The sequence below is a fragment of the Amycolatopsis sp. WGS_07 genome (assembly GCF_045278895.1).
Classification (GTDB): domain Bacteria; phylum Actinomycetota; class Actinomycetes; order Mycobacteriales; family Pseudonocardiaceae; genus Amycolatopsis.
The window spans coordinates 6,012,505-6,029,503 of the sequence record NZ_CP136053.1; the positions used below are offsets into that span (position 1 = coordinate 6,012,505).

The window sequence follows — 16,999 nt, forward strand, 5'->3', positions numbered from 1 at the left end:
GGCAGGCACTGCGGAATCGGCGATGTCCTGTTCCCGCAACCATTTGACGGGGTCGACGCGACGAGGCGGTGTCATTGGGTGAAAGCACGCCGGTAGGCGGTCGGAGTGGTCCCCAGGGTCCGGCGGAAATGCAGCCGCAGATTAGCCGCGGTGCCCAATCCGCAGTCGCGGGCTACCCGGTCCACTGAATGATCGGTCGTTTCGAGCAGTTCTCTGGCCAGGCTCAGCCGCGCGGTGACCAGCCAGCGCAGCGGGGTGGTGCCGGTTTCTTCGGTGAACCGGCGGATGAAGGAACGCTGGGAGACGCCGGCGTGCCGGGCGAGTGCGCGCAGGGTGAGCGGCTGGTCGAGGCGTTCGAGTGCCCAGCCGCGGGTTTCGGCGAGGGACGCGTCGCCCGCCTCCGCGACCGGGGCCGGGACGTACTGGGCCTGCCCGCCGTCGCGGTGCGGTGCGGCGACCAGGCCGCGCGCGATCTCGTTGGCCACCACCGCGCCCAGGTCGCGGCGGACGATGTGCAGGCACAGGTCGATGCCGCAGCACACGCCCGCGGAGGTGAGGACCTCGCCCTCGTCGACGTACAGCACGTCGCGGTCGACTTCGACGAGGGGATGGTCGCGTTCGAGCTGATCGACGTGCCGCCAGTGCGTGGTGGCGTGTAGCCCGTCGAGCACGCCCGCGGCGGCGAGTGCGAACGCGCCGGTGCAGATGGACACCACGCGCTGGCCTCGGTCGCGGGCGTCGGCCAGCGCCTCGAGCGCGGGTTCCGGCGGGCGCAGCAGCGGCTCGAACCCCGGCACGATCACGGTGTCGGCGGCGCGTACTGCTTCGAGGTCTCCGTCGACGACGAGGGCGAATCCGGAGGTGGTGATCCTCGGCACCAGTCCGCAGATCCTCATCTCGTAAGGCGTCTCCGGGCGGGTGTTGAAGACTTGCGCCGGGATGGCCAGGTCGAGCGGGGTGACCCCGTCGAGCGCCAGTATCGCGACTCGATGCACCGTCATGGCAAAATACTAACGAAGAGGGGCAAATTTGCCACTCGCTGAACGGGGCCGGGTTCGGGCAGCCTGGGTGCCTCCGCCCGCGAACAACCGGCTGACCGGCAAAGGAATCTGATGGCAAGCCTTTTCGACCCGATCACCCTGCGCGGCATGACCGCTCGCAACCGCGTCTGGCTGGCTCCGATGTGCCAGTACTCGGTCGACGCCCAGGACGGTGTCCCGGCCGAATGGCATCTGGTGCATCTGGGCGCACGTGCCGCGGGCGGGTTCGGTGTGGTGCTGACCGAGGCCACGGCAGTCGCGCCGGAGGGGCGGATCTCGCCGCAGGACACCGGCATCTGGAACGACGAGCAGGCGGAGTCGTGGAGCAGGATTACCGGTTTCGTGCGAGCGGCCGGCGCGGTTCCGGCGATCCAGCTCGCGCACGCCGGGCGCAAGGCCTCGACTGCTGCGCCGTGGCGGGGCAGGGGAGTGGTCGCCGCGGCGGACGGGGGATGGGTGCCCGTCGGGCCGTCGCCCGAGCCGTATCGGGGTCTCGCTGCCCCGGACGTCCTGACGGTTCGCGAAATCGACGCGACGGTGCGGGCGTTTGCCGACGCCGCTCGACGGGCGGTGGCTGCGGGATTCGGGGCGGTCGAAGTGCATGCCGCGCACGGGTACTTGCTGCACGAGTTCTTGTCTCCCCTGTCGAATACCCGCACCGACGGCTATGGCGGGTCCTTCTCGAACCGGGCCCGCGCGCTGATCGAAGTCGTCGAGGCGGTGCGGCGGGTGCTGCCGGACAGCACACCCTTGCTGGTGCGGTTGTCGGCGACCGACTGGGTCGACGGCGGCTGGACCCTCGACGAAACCCTTGAGCTGACAGCGTTGTTGGCCGCGCGCGGGGTGGACCTGTTCGACCTCAGTTCCGGCGGCAACGATCATCGGCAGCAGATCCCCGCCGCCCCCGGCTACCAGGTGCCCTTCGCGCGTGACGTGCGCGCGAAAACCGGGACGGCGACGGCCGCGGTGGGCCTGATCACCGCGCCCCGGCAGGCCCAGGACATCCTCGACGAGGGCGCGGCGGACGTGGTCCTGCTGGGACGGGCGGCGTTGCGCGAGCCGGCGTGGCCGTTGCGCGCGGCCCACGAACTCGGCGTCGCGGACGCTCCATATCCGGTGCAGTATCGGCGAGGGGCGTACGGCTCCTGAGGCTAAAGACGGGGAGAGACCAGCAGCCGGATCCCGGCTGCCGCGAACAACCCGGCCAGGGTGCCTTCGATCCAGCGATAGGCGCGGCGGTAACCGCGTGCCACGGCGCTGATCGAGAACACGAACGCATAGCCGGCGAAAACGGCCATTCCCAGTACCTCGCAGGTCGTGATGACCGCGAAGGGAACGACCGGGCTCGAACCCGCGTGCACGCCCAGGGCCATGACCGCGATCCAGGTGAGGACCGACTTGGGGTTGCTGATCTGCAGAATGAACCCGCGGCGCGCGAGAACGTGCCATCGCGGGGTGGCCTCCGCATTTCCCGGGGCAATGTTCTGCGCCCCGTTAAGGGCGGCCCGCGCCGATCGCCACGAAAGCCAGAAAAGAAACGCCGCGCAGGCCGCTTTCAACGCGATCATCGCCTGGGACACCGACGCCAGGACCGTGGATACGCCGAGCGCGGCCAGCACGGCCCAGCTCGCGCCGCCCGCCAGCAGCCCAGCGGCGAAAACAAGCCCGGACCGGCGTCCGTGCCGGGCGGCCACGGCCCCGATCGCCATGGTGCCGGGACCGGGGCTCGCCGTCATCGCCAGATAGGTCAGGAATGCGGGCGTCAACTGTGAAATCAGGGGAATGCTCCGTTCTCAACGCACACTTGAGCCTGAGGGTGGTCGCAGCGCGGCAGGTGTGCGAGCGGCAGGAGCGCCAGTTTTCGCAAGATTCTTGCCCCGAGGGCCTCAGTCCGACGGCACCGGATCGAGACGTGCGGCGGAAACCGGTTCGGCGAGGCGGTTCCAGTGTTTCTCGATCGCGGCGAGCGCCTTCGACATCAGCGACCGGGTCACCGCTTGCGCCAAGCCGCTGTCGCGCGCCTGGTAGGCGTCGACGAGGTAGCCGTAGTCCCGGCACGAGACTTCGAGCCGGCCGGGGAGCGACAGGCCGAAACTGCGGAGACGGTAGGTCCGCAGGCCGAGCGAGTCCATCAGCGGGCCGACCCGGCGGTTGGGGCAGATCGCGGCCTCGACGCGGCGGAAGTCCACCGTGGCATAGAAATACGCCTGCACGTCGCCGTCGTCGCGAGCCTGCCGGAGCCGGGCGAGGGGGTCGGCGAGCAGGGCGATCTCGGCGTCGGGCGTCCGCTCGGCCACCGCACTCGCGATCAGCGCGTAGAGCCCGGCCCGGATCTCGTAGAGATCGCGGACCTCGCTGAGGGAAAGTGTCGCCACTCGGGGGCGGCGCCGGGGCTCGATCTCCACCAGCCCTTCGCGCTGCAGCACCCCGAGCGCCTCGCGCACGGGCGTCCGGCTGGTGCCGAACCGCCTGCCGAGTTCCGCGGACGTGAGCTGGTACCCGCTCGGCAGTTCGCCCTCGATGATCTCCCTGGCCAGCGCGGCGGCCATGTCCCGCACCAGGTCGCCATGCCCGTCGAGGCTGGGCGAAGCCGCCAGGGCTTCGGTGATCCCGGTCGGTTCCTGCGCGTGCATGACCGCACTGTATCCCGCTCCCCGGCGGCGCGACACCGAGCAGTCAATCCGCAATCTGTCGCCAGTTTGCTTGCCAAACTCGCTAGATGACGCTTAGAGTCCCCATCGCTCGATCAAAGTGGCGACAGATTGGCGCTTCATGTATCCCGATGCCCGCACCGCGGACCTGGTCCGCGAGGTGCTCCCCGAAGTCGGCGAGATCGTCCGGAAGGACCTGCGCGACAGCGTCCTGGAAGTCTGGGTCCGGGCCTGGCGGTCCAGCGCCTGGCAACGGCTTTCCGACGTCCCGAAGTCGGTCGACCTGCCGCGCCGCCGGACGCTGGCCGTGCACACCCGGGCGGTGGCCCGGATGGCCGCGCAGATGGCCGACACGGTCGCCGAACTGCACGAGGTGCCGGTGGACCGCGACGCGGTGCTGGCGATCGCGCTGCTGCACGACGTCTGCAAGATCCGCGAATTCGAACCCGCGCCCGGCGGCGGGGGACAGTGGTCCGAGGTGGGACGCCGGTTCCAGCACGGTTTCCTGGGCGCGCACTGGATGCTCGAAGCCGGGATGGACGAGGATCTCGTCCACGCGGTCATCGCGCACACGCCGCACTCGTCGGTGCTCCCGCAGACCCAGGAGGCGGTGATCGTGCACTACGCGGACTTCGCCGATTCGGACGTGCAACTGCTCGACGCCGGGCAGCGGCTGTTCTGCAAGAGGCGCCCGTGAACGCGCCGGCAACCCTTCGCTACGACCTGGACGCGCTGGACGGCTTCGCCCGCGACGTCCTGCTCGCCACCGGAATGCGCCCGGACGACGCCGGGCTGCTGGCCCGATCGCTCGTCGAGGCGGACGCGACGGGAGTGGCCACGCACGGGCTGACCCGGCTGCCGGCCTACGCGGCCCAGCTCCGGGCCGGGCAGGTCAATCCCGTGCCGCGAGAGGAAGTTCTCGCCGACGCTCCGTCCGCGGTCCTCGTCGACGCGGACGGCGGCTTCGGGGTTCCGGTCGGGGTGCGCACCCTCGACCGGCTCATGGCGAAAGCCCGCGAGACCGGAGTCGCTTTCGGCGGCGTGACGCGGGTGGCGCATTTCGGCGCGGCGGCGTTCTTCACCCGGCGTGCCGCCCGGGAGGGGTTCGCGGCCTTCGCGATGAGCAGCACGTCGCCTTCCGTGGTGCCGTTCGGCGGGCGCGGACCCCGGATCGGCAACAGCCCGATGTCGTTCGCCGCGCCCGGGGTGCGGGAACCGGAACTGGTCATGGACATGGCGCAGTCGGTCAGCTCGCGCGGGCGGATCAAGGTTTTCGAGGCCGAGCACCGCGAGCTGCCCGAGGGCTGGGCGGTGGATCGCGACGGGCTGCCGACGAGGGATCCGGCGGCCGCGCTGGCCGGCGGGGTGCTGCCGAGCGGCGGGCACAAGGGTGCGGCGTTGTCGCTGATGGTCGAGATGCTGGCGTCCGGGATGACTGGCGCCCGGCTCACCCGCGACATCCGGCACGCCGGGTTCACCTCGGCGGGCACCCCGGACCTCGCCTCCGACGTCACTGTCGGCAATTCTTTCCTGGTTCTCGACGCGGCGGTCTTCGGCGACGCCCCCGGGGTTCGCCGCCGGGCGACCGAGATCGCGGAGCACGTGCGGCGCAGCGAGCCGGCCCGCGACGTCGACCAAGTCCTCGCCCCGGGCGATCCCGAGCGGGCGCGGTTCGCCGAGGCGGCCGTGGCCGGGGTCCCCCTGTCTTCCGCGGCCGCCGATGGCCTCCGGGCTCTCGCGGACGAACTCGGGCTCGCCTTTCCCCATCCCTTCAACGACGATCAGGGAGCCGACCATGGACACCGACGCAAGCAAGAAACCGGCCCCGCACTCGGCTGAGGAGCTGTCTGCCACGAACTCCGCGAAGGACAGTCGCCGGACGATCGTCGCGGCCTCGGCGGGCAATTTCGCGGAGTGGTACGACTGGGGCGTCTACGGCGTCGTCGCCACCATGATCGCCCAGCGGTTCTTCCCGGCAGGCAACAGCGCCCTGGCTCTCGTGGGCGCCTACGCGATCTTCGCGATCGCGTACCTGACCCGCCCGTTCGGCACCGTCCTCTTCGGACATATCGCCGACAGTTTCGGCCGGACGAAAGCCCTTTCGCTCACCATCGTCCTCACCTGCGGCGCGACCGCGCTGATCGGCTTCATCCCGACCTACGCGTCCATCGGCGTCGCCGCGCCGCTGCTGCTCCTGCTCTGCCGGTTGATCCAGTCGCTCGGCACCGGCGGAGAACATGCGACCGCCATCGCTTTCGTCTACGAACACGGACCGCGCGGCGGAAAAGCGAAGGCAGTGGGCATGCTGAGCGCACTGACCCTCGCCGGTCTGCTGTCCGGGACGCTGCTGGCGACCGGGCTGTCCGCCGTGCTGCCGGCGGACGCGTGGAGCAGCTGGGGCTGGCGCATGCTGTTCTGGCTGTCGCTCCCGATGGGGTTGATCGGCCTCTACGTGCGCCGCAACACCCAGGACAGCGAGGAATTCCGGCAGCTGCAGCGGTCCCGGTCGGAGAAGGCCACGCTGCGCACCTCGCCGGTTCTCGAGGCCATCCGGACTTCGTGGCGCAAGATTCTCCTGTTCGTCGCCTTCCTCGGCACCTGGTCGATCGTCTCGGCGATCGTGACCTCGTACCTGGCGACGTTCCTCAAACAGAACCATGCGCTCTCGCAAGCTCAGGCCTACGCCGCCAACACGACGTCCTCGGCGACGGCCGTGGTGTTCGTGCTGCTCTTCGCCCCGTTCGTCGACCGGCTCGGGCTGCGCCGGGCCACCGTCGTCGCCTGCCTCTTCGTAGCCGCGGCCGTCGTGCCGGGGTTCCTGCTGGCAGGCACGAACCCGGCGGGCGCGTTTCTCGGGGCGGTCCTGCTGGGCGCGGCCAAGGGCATCCTGGCCGTGCCGTCGCTGCTCGCCGTGAGCCAGATCTTCCCGGCGCGCTTCCGGGTCAGCGCCGGCGGCCTGTCGTACAACGTCGCCGCGTCGGGGCTGGGCGGCACCGCGCCGATCGTGGCGATCGCCCTCAACGAGACCTTCGGGTCGTCGCTGGCTTTCGCCTCCTACATTGTGCTCGCCGCCCTCGTCACCGTCGTGATCATGCTGACGGCGGGCCGGCGGTGGACGGCCGCGTAGCTCGCCGGGGCCGCGAGGCGCTGTCCGCCTCGCGGTCCCGCCGCGCTTATTCCCCCGCTTCGGGATAGGACGCGGTCGCGCGGATCTCCACGAGCAGGCCGGGACTGGCGAGCGTGCTGACGCCGATGAGCGACCAGGTGGGGTAAGGCGGCTTGACGAGACGCGCCTTGGCCGCGCTGAAACCGGCCATGTGCTCGTGCATGTCGACGTGGTAGCTGGTGACGTCGACGAGGTCGCTGAGGCTGAGCTTCTCCAGCCGCAGGATCTCCTCGATGCGCCGGATGGCGATCTCGGTCTGTTCTCCGATGTCCTCAGGGATGGTCCCGTCGGCGCGCCTGCCGATCGTGCCCGCGATGAACAGCTGGCCGTGCGAACGGACGGCCGCGGAATAGCCGAACCGCTCGAAGGCGGCCCGCGCCTCGCCGAAGACTTCGTTGCCCTCGGGGACTTCGACGGTGTACTTGGTCATGGGAATTCCTTTCTGGGGTGGGAAAGTCAGTCGCCCCAGCGGGACGAGCGGCAGGCGTGTTCCATCCGGGTCCGGCCGAACTCCCGGCGTTCGAGCAGGAATTCGCCGGGAATCGAGTAACGGGGCGCGTTTCCCGGGTTTTTCGCGGCTTGCGCGACAATCGCGTCGGTGAGCGAGCCGATCATGTCGAGCCGCGGATAGGCGAGGTGCACGGTGCCGGCTTGCTCCTCGGTGACGGCGTCGAGCTGGCCGGCACCCATCGGACCGCCGAATTCGACGGCGAGGCCTGCGCGGACGAGCACGCACAATGTCCCGCGTCGTTCGGCGATGCCGGGGGAGGTGTGCAGGGCGATGGCCTGCCACACCTCGTCGGCGTCCGACGCGGGCACTCCGTGCGAGGCAAGGAATTCCGCGGCCCGGTCCGCGCCCTCGACCTCGAACCGCTGGCGGTGCGGACCGTCCGACGCGACGCCGAGGTCGTGCATGGCGCACGCGGCGAACAGCAGATCGTCGTCGTAGTCGCGCCCCGCGGCGAGCGCGAGGCGGGGCGCGACCAGGCGGGCGAACAAGTAGGTGCGGATGCTGTGGTTGAACACCGACGGCGTTTCCACCGGACGGACGAGACGCACCACGGCGTCCGCGAGCGGCGTGCCGGGCAGCGCGACCAGTTCGTCGGCCGCCGCGGCGGGAGTGGTTCCGGTCATGGCTTCAGCCTGCCGGGGCGGGGGTAGGTCGGCGAGTGGCAACTTTGCCAGGGTTCGATAGGATCTTGCCAACCGGCGTCGGCGCTTGGCTGCGGAAGAAAGTCCGTGCGGGGAACCCTGACGGAATCTGGGTCGGTGAAGGTTCCCCTCCCGGACGACCCGCGCTCAGGCGGGATCGCGCGACAAGGGTTCCGCCGCGTGATCGCCGTGGGCGACGGACTCGCGGTGTACGCGGACGAGGGCCTGCGCCCGGGCGAATTCGGCGGGGGTGAACGGCAGCGGAGGACGGTGCGCTTCGAGGAGTTCGCCGGCGCGGCCGTGCAGCAGCATGGTGGTGCCGGCCAAGCGCTCGTCCCGTCCGCGCCGGCCGGTCTTCCGCTGGACGGTGCAGGACGGGCCGAGCAGCGTGCCGATGAGTTGAGCGAGATCGGCTCCGGGGCCGGCTGCCTGTCCGGCGATGGCGAGCATCCGGGTCGGGAGGTCGACGAGGTCGTGCACGTCCGTGCGCACGACCCAGACGTTCTCGCCGCCGCCGGACCGGGCCGCTTCGGCGATGTCGGCTCCGGTCGTGCCGTCCGGGGTGCGGAGCAGGAATTCGTCGACGGCGCCGTCGGGCACGGCGAGGACTTGCATGGCCGCGATGTCGTAGCGGTGCGCGGCCAGGGTGGCGGTGAGGGCGGCCAGGCTTCCCGGCACGTCGCGCACGGTCGCGCGGAGGCGCCATTCGCGCGCGTCCGCCGGCTCGGACGCAGCGGTGCGCCGCGGCGGCCGGTGGCTCCAGCGGTGCCGCAGGGCGGCGGAGACGATGAAGAGCCCGCCCAGCGCGAACATCAGGGCGGGTCCGACGCGGTTGTTGGAGAGGGTGCTGACGAACAGGTCGGCGATCCCGGTGGCGAAGAACAGCGCCGCCAGCTCGACCAGGTCCCGGTTGACCGAACGCTTCCGGCTCTCGGCGGTCGTACGCCGCTTCTCGGATGCTGTCATGCCGTCCAGCGTCGCGGCGGGTGTTTACCGTTGGTGCCACGACCTGTCACGATTCAGTTAACCGGCCCGGGGCGGCGGCGTCCACACCAGCCGCGGGTCGGTCTGCACGAAGCTGCCCAGCAGCTGGTCGACCCGCATCAGCACGTCCAGGTCGAGGCGGATGCCGGCGGCTTTCGCGTTCTCGGTGATCTGTTCCGGTGTGCTCGCGCCGACCACCGCCGCGGCCACGGTTTCGTGCTGCAAGGTCCAGGCGAGCGCGAGCTGGGCCATGGTCAACCCCGCGTCGTCCGCGACGCCGCGCAGCAGCTCCACCCGGTCCACCAGCTCCGGGTACCGCAGCGGCCGCGCGTACGCCGGTCCGGTCGCCCGAGAGCCCGCCGGGACCGCTCCGTTGCCGTACTTGCCGGTCAGGACGCCTTGCGCCAGCGGGACCGCGGCGAACTGGCCGAGGCCGAGGCGGTCGGACACCGGGATCACCTGTGCCTCCGCCACGCGCCACAGCATCGAGTAATGCGCCTGGTTCGAGATCAGCGGCACGTCGTACCGCGCGGCTGCCTCGGCGGCTTGCGTCAGCTGCTCCGCCGTCCACTCCGCGGTGCCGACGTAACGCACTTTGCCTTGCCGCACCAGGTCGGACAGGGTCAGGAACGTCTCCGCGACCGGTGTCTTGTAGTCGAATCTCAAGAGCTGGTAGACGTCGATGTAGTCGGTGCGCAGCCGCCGCAGGGAGCCCTCCAACGACGCGATCACGTGCTTGCGGCTCAGGCCCGCGTCGTTGGGCCCGGGGCCTTCGGGCCAGAACACCCCGGTGCACAGGACCAGGTCGTCACGGCGCGTGCCGGCGAACGCCGCGCCGAAAGCGGCTTCCGCGGCACCGCCGTCCCAGGCCGCCGCCGTGTGGAATGTGGTCACGCCCGCGTCCAGCGCCGCGGCGACACAGCCCGGCGCATGGTGGTTGTACCAGTTGCCGTAGGCGATTTCGCTCACGGCGAGTCCGCTCGCGCCGAGTCTGCGGTGCTCCATGTCAGCCTCCTTGGGCGGTCATCTCGTTGATCCACGCGTCGAGCGTGCTGGCTTTGCGGGCGAGCGATTCGTGCGGCGGGATCAGGAACTGGTCGCGGTCGGGTGTGTGGTGGTGCCGGTTGCCGTAGGCGAGCCCGCTCGCGCCGAGTCTGCGGTGCTCCATGTCAGCCTCCTTGGGCGGTCATCTCGTTGATCCACGCGTCCACCGCGCTGGCCTTGCGGGCGAACGATTCGCGCACCGATTCGTGCGGCAGGATCAGGAACTCGTCCCGGGACAGCCCGCGCACGACCGCGTCGGCGACGTCTTCGGGTTCGAGCAGCGGCGCGGCGGCCGCGATGGCCAGCGCGGCCGGGTGGCCTGCGGCGAGGCCCGGCTCCAGCAGCGCGGTGCGGACGCCGAGCGGGCACAGCGCGCTGACCCGCACCCCGCGCGGCCGGTAGGTGATCGCGAGCCATTCCGCCAGCGCGACGGCCGCGTGCTTGGTGACCGAGTACGGCGCGTCGCCCGGCACTCCGAGCAGGCCGCCCGCCGACGCGGTGAGCAGCAGGCAGCCCTCGCCCCGGGCGAGCATCGAGGGCAGCACCGCCTGCGCGGCGTGGACATGCTGCATCACGTTGATTTCCCAGGACTTCGCCCACTGTTCGTCCGCGGCGTGCACGCCGGTGCCGAACGCGGCGCCGGCGTTGGCGCAGAACAGGTCCACCGGCCCGAACTCGCCTCGCGCGCCGGCCACCAGCGCTTTCAAGTCCTTTTTGGACGTCGCGTCGGTCGCCGCCGCGACGGCCCGTCCGCCCGCGTCCCTGATCTCGGCCGCGACGCGCTCGGCACCGGCAGCGTCGAGGTCGGACACGACCACCCCGTGCGCGCCCTCGGCGGCGAATCTGCGGGCCATGGCGGCGCCGATTCCGTGCGCCGCGCCGGTGAGCACGGCTACCCGTCCGGTCAGTTCCACCTGCGCTCCACTATTTCCTGAGGCATTGTTACGGGGGTGAGCAAATTGTATTTCCGGACTGTCAGCTGGATGATAAAAGACCTGGTCAGCGGCCTGTGATGGGTTCGGTGCACGGTTTCGGACATTAGCACGCTGACGGTGGCGATGGTATGCTCCGCGGCAATTATTCACGGCCGGTATTGCGTTTTCCGCGGCCGATGCGTTATTGCTGTAAACGGTTCCGCGGCGATCACCGCCCACCCCGCTACAGGAGGTCAGCCGATGGTCGAGCTTGTCCCGCCGTCGCACGCTCGACGGCTGCGGTGCCTCGGTGTGGGCGACCCCGGCACGGTGGCGGCCGTCGCGCGCGGCGGAGGGCTGGGCGTGCTCGACGGGACCGATCCGGTGGAGCTGCAACTGGTCGCGGCCCGGGTCCGCGTGCCCTACGGCGTGCGTACGGACGGTCCGGTGCCCGCGGGCGCGGCCTTCGCGATCCGGACGAAAGCGCCGTGGCGGGGCGCGCTCGCCGAGGTGACGGATGCGGAAACCGCCGCCGAAGCGGTCCGCGGCGGTGCGCTGGGGCTCGTCGCCGGAGTCGGCGAGCTGAGCGATTTCGTGCTGCTGCAACAGCTTCTGGGCAGGTTTGACGTCCCGGTGTGGGGCCGTGCGGCCGGGCCGAGGACGGCGGTGGGCGCGCTCGCCGGGGGCGCGGCGGGAGTGGTCCTGCCGTCCGCCTCGGAGGCCGACGTCCGCCGGATCGTCGGGGCGGAGCTGCCCTCGGCGTCGTTGGGCGATCGGCTGTGCCGCACGCTGGGCACCGCACTGCCGATCGTGCAAGGCCCGATGACGCGCGTCAGCGATCAGCCCGCGTTCGCCGCCGCGGTCGCGGACGCGGGCGGCTTTCCCTTCGTCGCGGTCGCCACCGCGAACGGCGCGCGCACGGCAGAGTTGTTGCGCGGCACCGCCGAGCGGCTCGGCGACCGGCCGTGGGGCGCGGGCATCCTCGGCTTCGTGCCCGACGATCTGCGCGCCGAGCAGCTGGCCGAGATCCGGTCCGCCCGGCCGCGGTGCGTGCTGATCGCGGGCGGGAAACCGGGGCAGGCCAAGGCGTTGGAGGCCGAGGGCATCGCGACGTTCCTGCACGTTCCCTCGCCGATCCTGCTGCGCCAGTACCTCGACGCCGGAGTGCGCCGGTTCGTCTTCGAGGGAGCGGAATGCGGCGGCCACGTCGGCCCGCGGCCGAGCTTCGCCCTGTGGGAGGAGCAGCTGGCTGTCCTCGCGGGGGAGAAGGACGTCGAGGTGCTGTTCGCCGGCGGGATCCATGACGCCCGTTCGGCCGCGATGGTCGCCGCGATGGCGGCGCCGCTCGGCGGTGCGGGCGTTCTGCTGGGCACCGCCTATCTCTTCACCGAGGAAGCCGTGCGGCTCGGCGCGATCACCCGGCTGTTCCAGGAATGCGTGCTCGCCGCCGACACCACCGTCACCCTGGAAACCGCGCCGGGCCATCGGACGCGCTGCCTGCTCAGCCCGTACACGACGGAGTTCGAACAGCTCAAGGCGAACCTGGCCGGCGTGCCCGCGCGGGAAGCTTGGCAGCGGCTCGAGGAGCTGAACACCGGACGCTCGCGGATCGCCAGCAAGGGCGTGCGCCGCGACGGGACGCGGCTGAGCGCGCAGACCCAGCTCTCTGACGGGATGTACCTGGCCGGGGAGGTCGCGGTGCTGCGCGACCGCCGGACCACGATCGCGGAGCTGCACGCCGAAGTCGCCTCGGGACGGACCTTCGCGCGGCCCGCCGAAGAAGCGGCGGTCTCGAGCAGGGACATCGCCGTCATCGGCATGGCCGGTGCCTTCGCGGGCGCGCCCGATGTCGAAGCGTTCTGGTCGAACATCCTGCGCGGCGAGGACTCGGTCGCCGAGGTGCCGTCCGGGCGCTGGGATCCGGAAGTCTACTTCGGACAGTCCGCGTCGAAGTGGGGCGGGTTCCTGCCGCCGCTGCCGGTCGACCCGCTCGACTACGGCATTCCGCCGTCCGCGATGGGCAGCATCGACCCGGCGCAGCTCGTGTCGCTGGAGATCGCGCGCCGCGCACTGGCCGACGCCGGGTACGAAGACCGGGAGTTCGACCGGGAACGCGCGAGCGTCGTCTTCGGCGCCGAAGCAGGCGGCGACCTTTCCAACGCGGGCACGCTGCGCTCGCTGCTCGACGGCTACTTCGAAGAGGTCCCGCCCGAACTGCTGGACCAGCTGCCCGAACCGACCGAGGACACGTTCCCCGGCACGCTCGCCAACGTCATCTCCGGCCGGATCGCCAATCGGCTCGACCTCGGCGGCGCCAACTACACCGTGGACGCCGCCTGCGGATCTTCGCTGGCCGCACTGGATCTCGCGGTGAAGGAACTGCGCGCCGGCACCAGTTCGGTCGTCCTGTGCGGAGCGGTCGATCTGCACAACGGCATCCACGACTACCTGATGTTCACCGCCGCCGGCGCGCTCTCGCCCACCGGACGCTGCCGCCCGTTCGACGCTTCCGCCGACGGCATCGCGCTCGGGGAGGGCGTCGCCTGCCTGGTGCTCAAACGGCTCGCCGACGCCCAGCGCGACGGCGACCGGATCTACGCCGTGGTCAAGGGAGTGGGCGCGGCGAGCGACGGCAAAGCGCTCGGCCTCACCGCGCCGCGTCCGGAAGGACAGGCCCGTGCGCTGGAACGGGCTTACCGCGACGCCGGAGTGTCCCCGGCGGAGGTCGGGCTGGTGGAGGCGCACGGCACCGGCACGGTCGTCGGCGACGCGACCGAACTGCGCACGCTGACGAGTTTCTTCGCCGAGGCCGGGGCCCGGCCGGGCTCCTGCGCGCTCGGGTCCGTCAAGAGCCAGATCGGCCACACGAAATGCGCGGCCGGGCTGGCCGGGCTGATCAAGGCGGTTCTCGCGCTGTGGCACGAGGTCGTGCCGCCGACGCTGCACCTGGCCAAGCCCAACGCCGCCTGGGACGCGGCCGCCAGCCCGTTCGCGTTCACGACCTCGGCCCGGCCGTGGGCGGACCCGGCCCGCCTGGCCGGCGTGAGCGCGTTCGGCTTCGGCGGCACCAATTTCCACGCCGTGCTCGGCGCGGGCCCGGTCGCTCCCGACCGGCGGCACGGTCTTCGCGACTGGCCCGCCGAGGCGGAGGAAATCCTGGCCGGAATCACCACGGCCGCAACCGATCCGGGCAAGGTCGCGTTCCTGTTCCCCGGACAGGGCAGCCAGCGCGTCGGCATGCTCGCCGAGCTGTTCGTGCACTTCCCCGAACTGGCCGACCTCCTGCGGCTCGCCCCGGAGGTCGCCGCTGTCGCCTTCCCGCCGCAAGCGTTCGATCCCGATTCCGTTGCGGCGCAAGAGAACGCGCTGACCGACACTCGCGTCGCGCAACCCGCGCTGGGGCTGGTCGAAACGGCGGTGGCGCGGCTGCTGGACCAAGTCGGCGTCCGGCCCGACTTCCTCGGCGGGCACAGCTACGGCGAACTGGTCGCGCTGTCGGTCGCGGGCGCGTTCGACACCTCGGCGCTCGTGCGGCTCAGCCAGGCCCGGGCGAATGCCATCGCCGACGTCGCCGCGCCCGGCACCATGGCCGCGGTCAAGGCGTCGCGCGACGTCCTCACCGCGACCCTGATCGGCCCGGACGTCGTGGTGGCCAACCACAACGCGCCCGGCCAGAGCGTGCTGTCCGGGCCGGTCCCCGCGGTGGAGCGGGCGGTCCGGCGGTTGCGGGAGACCGGGATCGCGGCCAAGCGGATTCCCGTCGCCTGCGCGTTCCACAGCCCGCTGGTGGCCGGAGCGGGCGACGTCTTCGCCGCGGCGCTCGCCGGCGAGGACGTCTCGGACCCGCGGCTGCCGGTGTGGTCGAACCGGACCGCACGGGCCTACGAAGGCGACGTCCGCGGCGAACTCGCCGCGCAGATCGGCGCGCCCGTGCGGTTTCTCGACCAGATCGAATCGATGTACGCGGCCGGCGCGCGGACGTTCGTCGAGGTCGGACCCGGCCGGGTGCTGACCGGCCTGGTGGCGGAGATCCTCGGCGACCGCCCGCACACCGCGGTCGCGTGCGGACCCGGTCTCCAGGGGTTCCTCACCGCGCTGTCCCGCCTCGCGCAAGCCGGCGTCGCCGTGCGCACCGAACGGCTGGCCCGGCCGCCGCGCCCCGAGCCCGCCGCCACCGCCTGGACCGTCGACGGCCGGTCCGTCCGCGCGCCCGGCGCCGAAGTTCCCGCCCTCCCGCCCGCCCGACGGATCCGGAGCACCGCGATGACCGAGCCCGCCCCCGGCCGCGACCAAGCTGTCGTCGACTTCCTGCGCACCGCCCGCGAACTCGTGGCGGCACAACGCGACGTGATGCTCGGCTACTTGGGAACCCCGGTCGCCCCAGCTGTCCCAGCCGCTCCGGCCCTGGTGCCAGTGACGATCGAGGAACCAGCCGCGGCACCGGAACCGGTAGAGACCGCGCCCGGCGACGTGCTGACGACGGTGATCGGCGTGATCAGCGAACGCACCGGCTACCCGGCGGAGATGATCGCGGGCGACCTCGACCTCGAAGCGGACCTGTCGATCGACTCGATCAAGCGGACCGAGATCGCCGGAACCCTGCTGGGCAGCCTGGGCTTGCCCGCCGACGACCGCACCGACCAGCTCAGCCGCGACCGCACCGCGCATGCCCTCGCCGCCCGGCTGGAGAGCTGGTTGTCGCCCGCTCCGGCGGCCGCCGCGCCGAAGCGGTACCGGCTGGCCAGAGTGCCGGTCCCGCTCGACCCGGATCCCGCGCGGCTGCACGGAAAGTCGGTGGCGGTGCTGGGCGAGGACGAGTCCGTCCGCGAGGCTTTCGCCGGTGCGGGAGCGAAAATCGTCACCGGCGACGCCGACCTCACGGTGCTGCTCGCCGGTGGCGCCGAGGCCCCGGAGGCGTTCGCCCGGCTCAAGGAAGTGCGCGGAGCCGTCCTGATCGCGGCGGAGCCGGATGCCGCCGGGCTTCGCGGCCTGGTCCGCTCGGCCGCGCTGGAACGGGAGGGGTCCACCCGGCTCGTCGAGGTCGCGCAGGACCTCGCGAAGGTGCTGGTCGACGAAGCCTGCGGGGACGGGCCGTCCGTCGTCGGCCATGACCGCGACGGCCGCTTCACGATCGAGCCGCGGCCACAGGATCTCGGATCGATCGCCTACTCCGGCGCCGGACCGGGCGGCGGCGAACTCGCCGCGCTGAACCTAGGGCCGGATTCCCTGGTCCTGCTGGTCGGCGGGGCTCGCGGGATCACTGCCCGCGCGGCGGCCGCGTTCGCCGCGTCCGGCTGCCGGATCGAACTCGCCGGCCGCACCCCGTGGCCCGGCGAACCCGACGACCTGCCCGCCGATCCCGCCGCGATGCGGGCCGTGCTCGCCGGCCGCGGCGGCTCGGTGGCCGGCATCGAACGCCAAGTGCGGACCGTGCTGGCGCAACGGGAGATCGGACGTACCCTCGACGAGGTCCGGGCCGCGGGCGGCGACCCGGCCTACCAGCCGCTCGACGTGTGCGACGCGAACGCCGTGCACCAGCTGGTCAAAGACCTGGTGGCGCGGCACGGCCGGATCGACGGCGTCGTCTTCGCCGCCGGAGTCATCGACGACAAGCTCATGGCGGACAAGGACGAGCAGTCGTTCCGCGCCGTCTTCGAGACCAAAGTAGACGGTGCACGTGCGGTGCTCTCGGCGTTGACGGAATTCGGGGTCGAGCCGGGCTTCGTCGCCTTCTTCGGCAGCATCGCCGCGGTGCTCGGCAACCGCGGCCAGACCGACTACGCCGCGGCGAACGACGCGCTGGAATCGCTGGGCACGAGCTGGCCCGGCCGGGCAGTCACTGTCCACTGGGGACCGTGGGCCCCGGACGGCGGCCACGGCGGGATGGTGTCGCCGGAGCTGGCCCGCGAATACGAACGCCGGGAGGTCGCCCTGCTCGATCCCGCGGAAGGCGTCGCGGCCCTGGTGCGCGAACTCGCCTACGGAACTGATCGCGCGGTCCTGTACACGGCGTCACTGTGGTGAGGCAGGAACCGGTCGCGCTAGTTG

General features: G+C 71.6%; 14 protein-coding genes. 5 read left to right on the forward strand and 9 right to left on the reverse strand.

Annotation, left to right across the window (positions count from 1 at the left end; translation table 11 throughout):
• Positions 1-71: 71 nt before the first annotated feature.
• Positions 72-1,001: a GlxA family transcriptional regulator gene (locus RPX00_RS28515; protein ID WP_406629964.1), complete on the reverse strand. Its 930-nt coding sequence runs from the start codon at positions 999-1,001 to the stop codon at positions 72-74.
• Positions 1,002-1,112: 111 nt separating this feature from the next.
• Between RPX00_RS28515 and RPX00_RS28520 the strand changes: the two genes are divergently transcribed.
• Complete coding sequence (locus RPX00_RS28520; RefSeq protein WP_406629965.1) at positions 1,113-2,189, forward strand: NADH:flavin oxidoreductase/NADH oxidase; 1,077 nt, start codon at positions 1,113-1,115, stop codon at positions 2,187-2,189.
• A 2-nt stretch (positions 2,190-2,191) separates the two neighbouring features.
• On the opposite strand, the gene RPX00_RS28525 is transcribed toward RPX00_RS28520, so the two are convergent.
• Together RPX00_RS28525 and RPX00_RS28530 are read right to left on the reverse strand one after the other, a co-directional pair.
• On the reverse strand, positions 2,192-2,806 hold the full coding sequence (locus RPX00_RS28525) for a LysE family translocator (protein ID WP_406629966.1): 615 nt from the start codon (positions 2,804-2,806) through the stop codon (positions 2,192-2,194).
• A gap of 120 nt (positions 2,807-2,926) precedes the next feature.
• Positions 2,927-3,673 carry a GntR family transcriptional regulator gene (locus tag RPX00_RS28530; protein WP_406629967.1) on the reverse strand — a complete coding sequence of 249 codons (747 nt, stop codon included), beginning with the start codon at positions 3,671-3,673 and terminating at the stop codon, positions 2,927-2,929.
• Between the two features lie 139 nt (positions 3,674-3,812).
• Between RPX00_RS28530 and RPX00_RS28535 the strand changes: the two genes are divergently transcribed.
• The 3 genes from RPX00_RS28535 to RPX00_RS28545 are packed head-to-tail and all read left to right on the forward strand — an operon-like array spanning position 3,813 to position 6,818.
• The gene (locus RPX00_RS28535) at positions 3,813-4,388 is read left to right on the forward strand and encodes an HD domain-containing protein (RefSeq protein ID WP_406629968.1); all 576 of its coding nucleotides are present in this window, start codon (positions 3,813-3,815) and stop codon (positions 4,386-4,388) included.
• On the forward strand, positions 4,385-5,530 hold the full coding sequence (locus RPX00_RS28540) for an Ldh family oxidoreductase (protein ID WP_406629969.1): 1,146 nt from the start codon (positions 4,385-4,387) through the stop codon (positions 5,528-5,530). Before RPX00_RS28535 ends, RPX00_RS28540 begins: the two co-directional genes overlap by 4 nt.
• Positions 5,487-6,818 (forward strand): MFS transporter, encoded by a 1,332-nt coding sequence (locus RPX00_RS28545; RefSeq protein WP_406629970.1) that lies wholly within the window; start codon positions 5,487-5,489, stop codon positions 6,816-6,818. The genes RPX00_RS28540 and RPX00_RS28545 overlap by 44 nt, the downstream gene beginning before the upstream one ends.
• A gap of 46 nt (positions 6,819-6,864) precedes the next feature.
• Here the strand turns inward: RPX00_RS28545 and RPX00_RS28550 are convergent, their stop codons facing one another.
• The 6 genes from RPX00_RS28550 to RPX00_RS28575 all read right to left on the reverse strand — a co-directional run bounded on the left by RPX00_RS28550 (position 6,865) and on the right by RPX00_RS28575 (position 10,951).
• Complete coding sequence (locus tag RPX00_RS28550; protein ID WP_406629971.1) at positions 6,865-7,287, reverse strand: RidA family protein; 423 nt, start codon at positions 7,285-7,287, stop codon at positions 6,865-6,867.
• Between the two features lie 26 nt (positions 7,288-7,313).
• On the reverse strand, positions 7,314-7,991 hold the full coding sequence (locus RPX00_RS28555) for an HD domain-containing protein (RefSeq protein ID WP_406629972.1): 678 nt from the start codon (positions 7,989-7,991) through the stop codon (positions 7,314-7,316).
• A 165-nt stretch (positions 7,992-8,156) separates the two neighbouring features.
• Positions 8,157-8,975 (reverse strand): hypothetical protein, encoded by an 819-nt coding sequence (locus tag RPX00_RS28560; RefSeq protein WP_406629973.1) that lies wholly within the window; start codon positions 8,973-8,975, stop codon positions 8,157-8,159.
• A gap of 57 nt (positions 8,976-9,032) precedes the next feature.
• Positions 9,033-9,998, reverse strand: coding sequence for an aldo/keto reductase (locus RPX00_RS28565; protein WP_406629974.1), 966 nt, complete (start codon positions 9,996-9,998; stop codon positions 9,033-9,035).
• A gap of 1 nt (position 9,999) precedes the next feature.
• Entirely contained in the window at positions 10,000-10,161 is a 162-nt protein-coding gene (locus tag RPX00_RS28570) for a hypothetical protein (RefSeq protein WP_406629975.1), read from the reverse strand.
• A 1-nt stretch (position 10,162) separates the two neighbouring features.
• A complete protein-coding gene (locus tag RPX00_RS28575; protein WP_406629976.1) occupies positions 10,163-10,951 on the reverse strand; it encodes an SDR family oxidoreductase in 789 nt (262 codons plus the stop codon).
• A gap of 261 nt (positions 10,952-11,212) precedes the next feature.
• Here RPX00_RS28575 and RPX00_RS28580 point away from each other — a divergent pair, with 261 nt between their 5' ends.
• Complete coding sequence (locus RPX00_RS28580) at positions 11,213-16,975, forward strand: SDR family NAD(P)-dependent oxidoreductase (protein WP_406629977.1); 5,763 nt, start codon at positions 11,213-11,215, stop codon at positions 16,973-16,975.
• Positions 16,976-16,999: the final 24 nt, after the last annotated feature.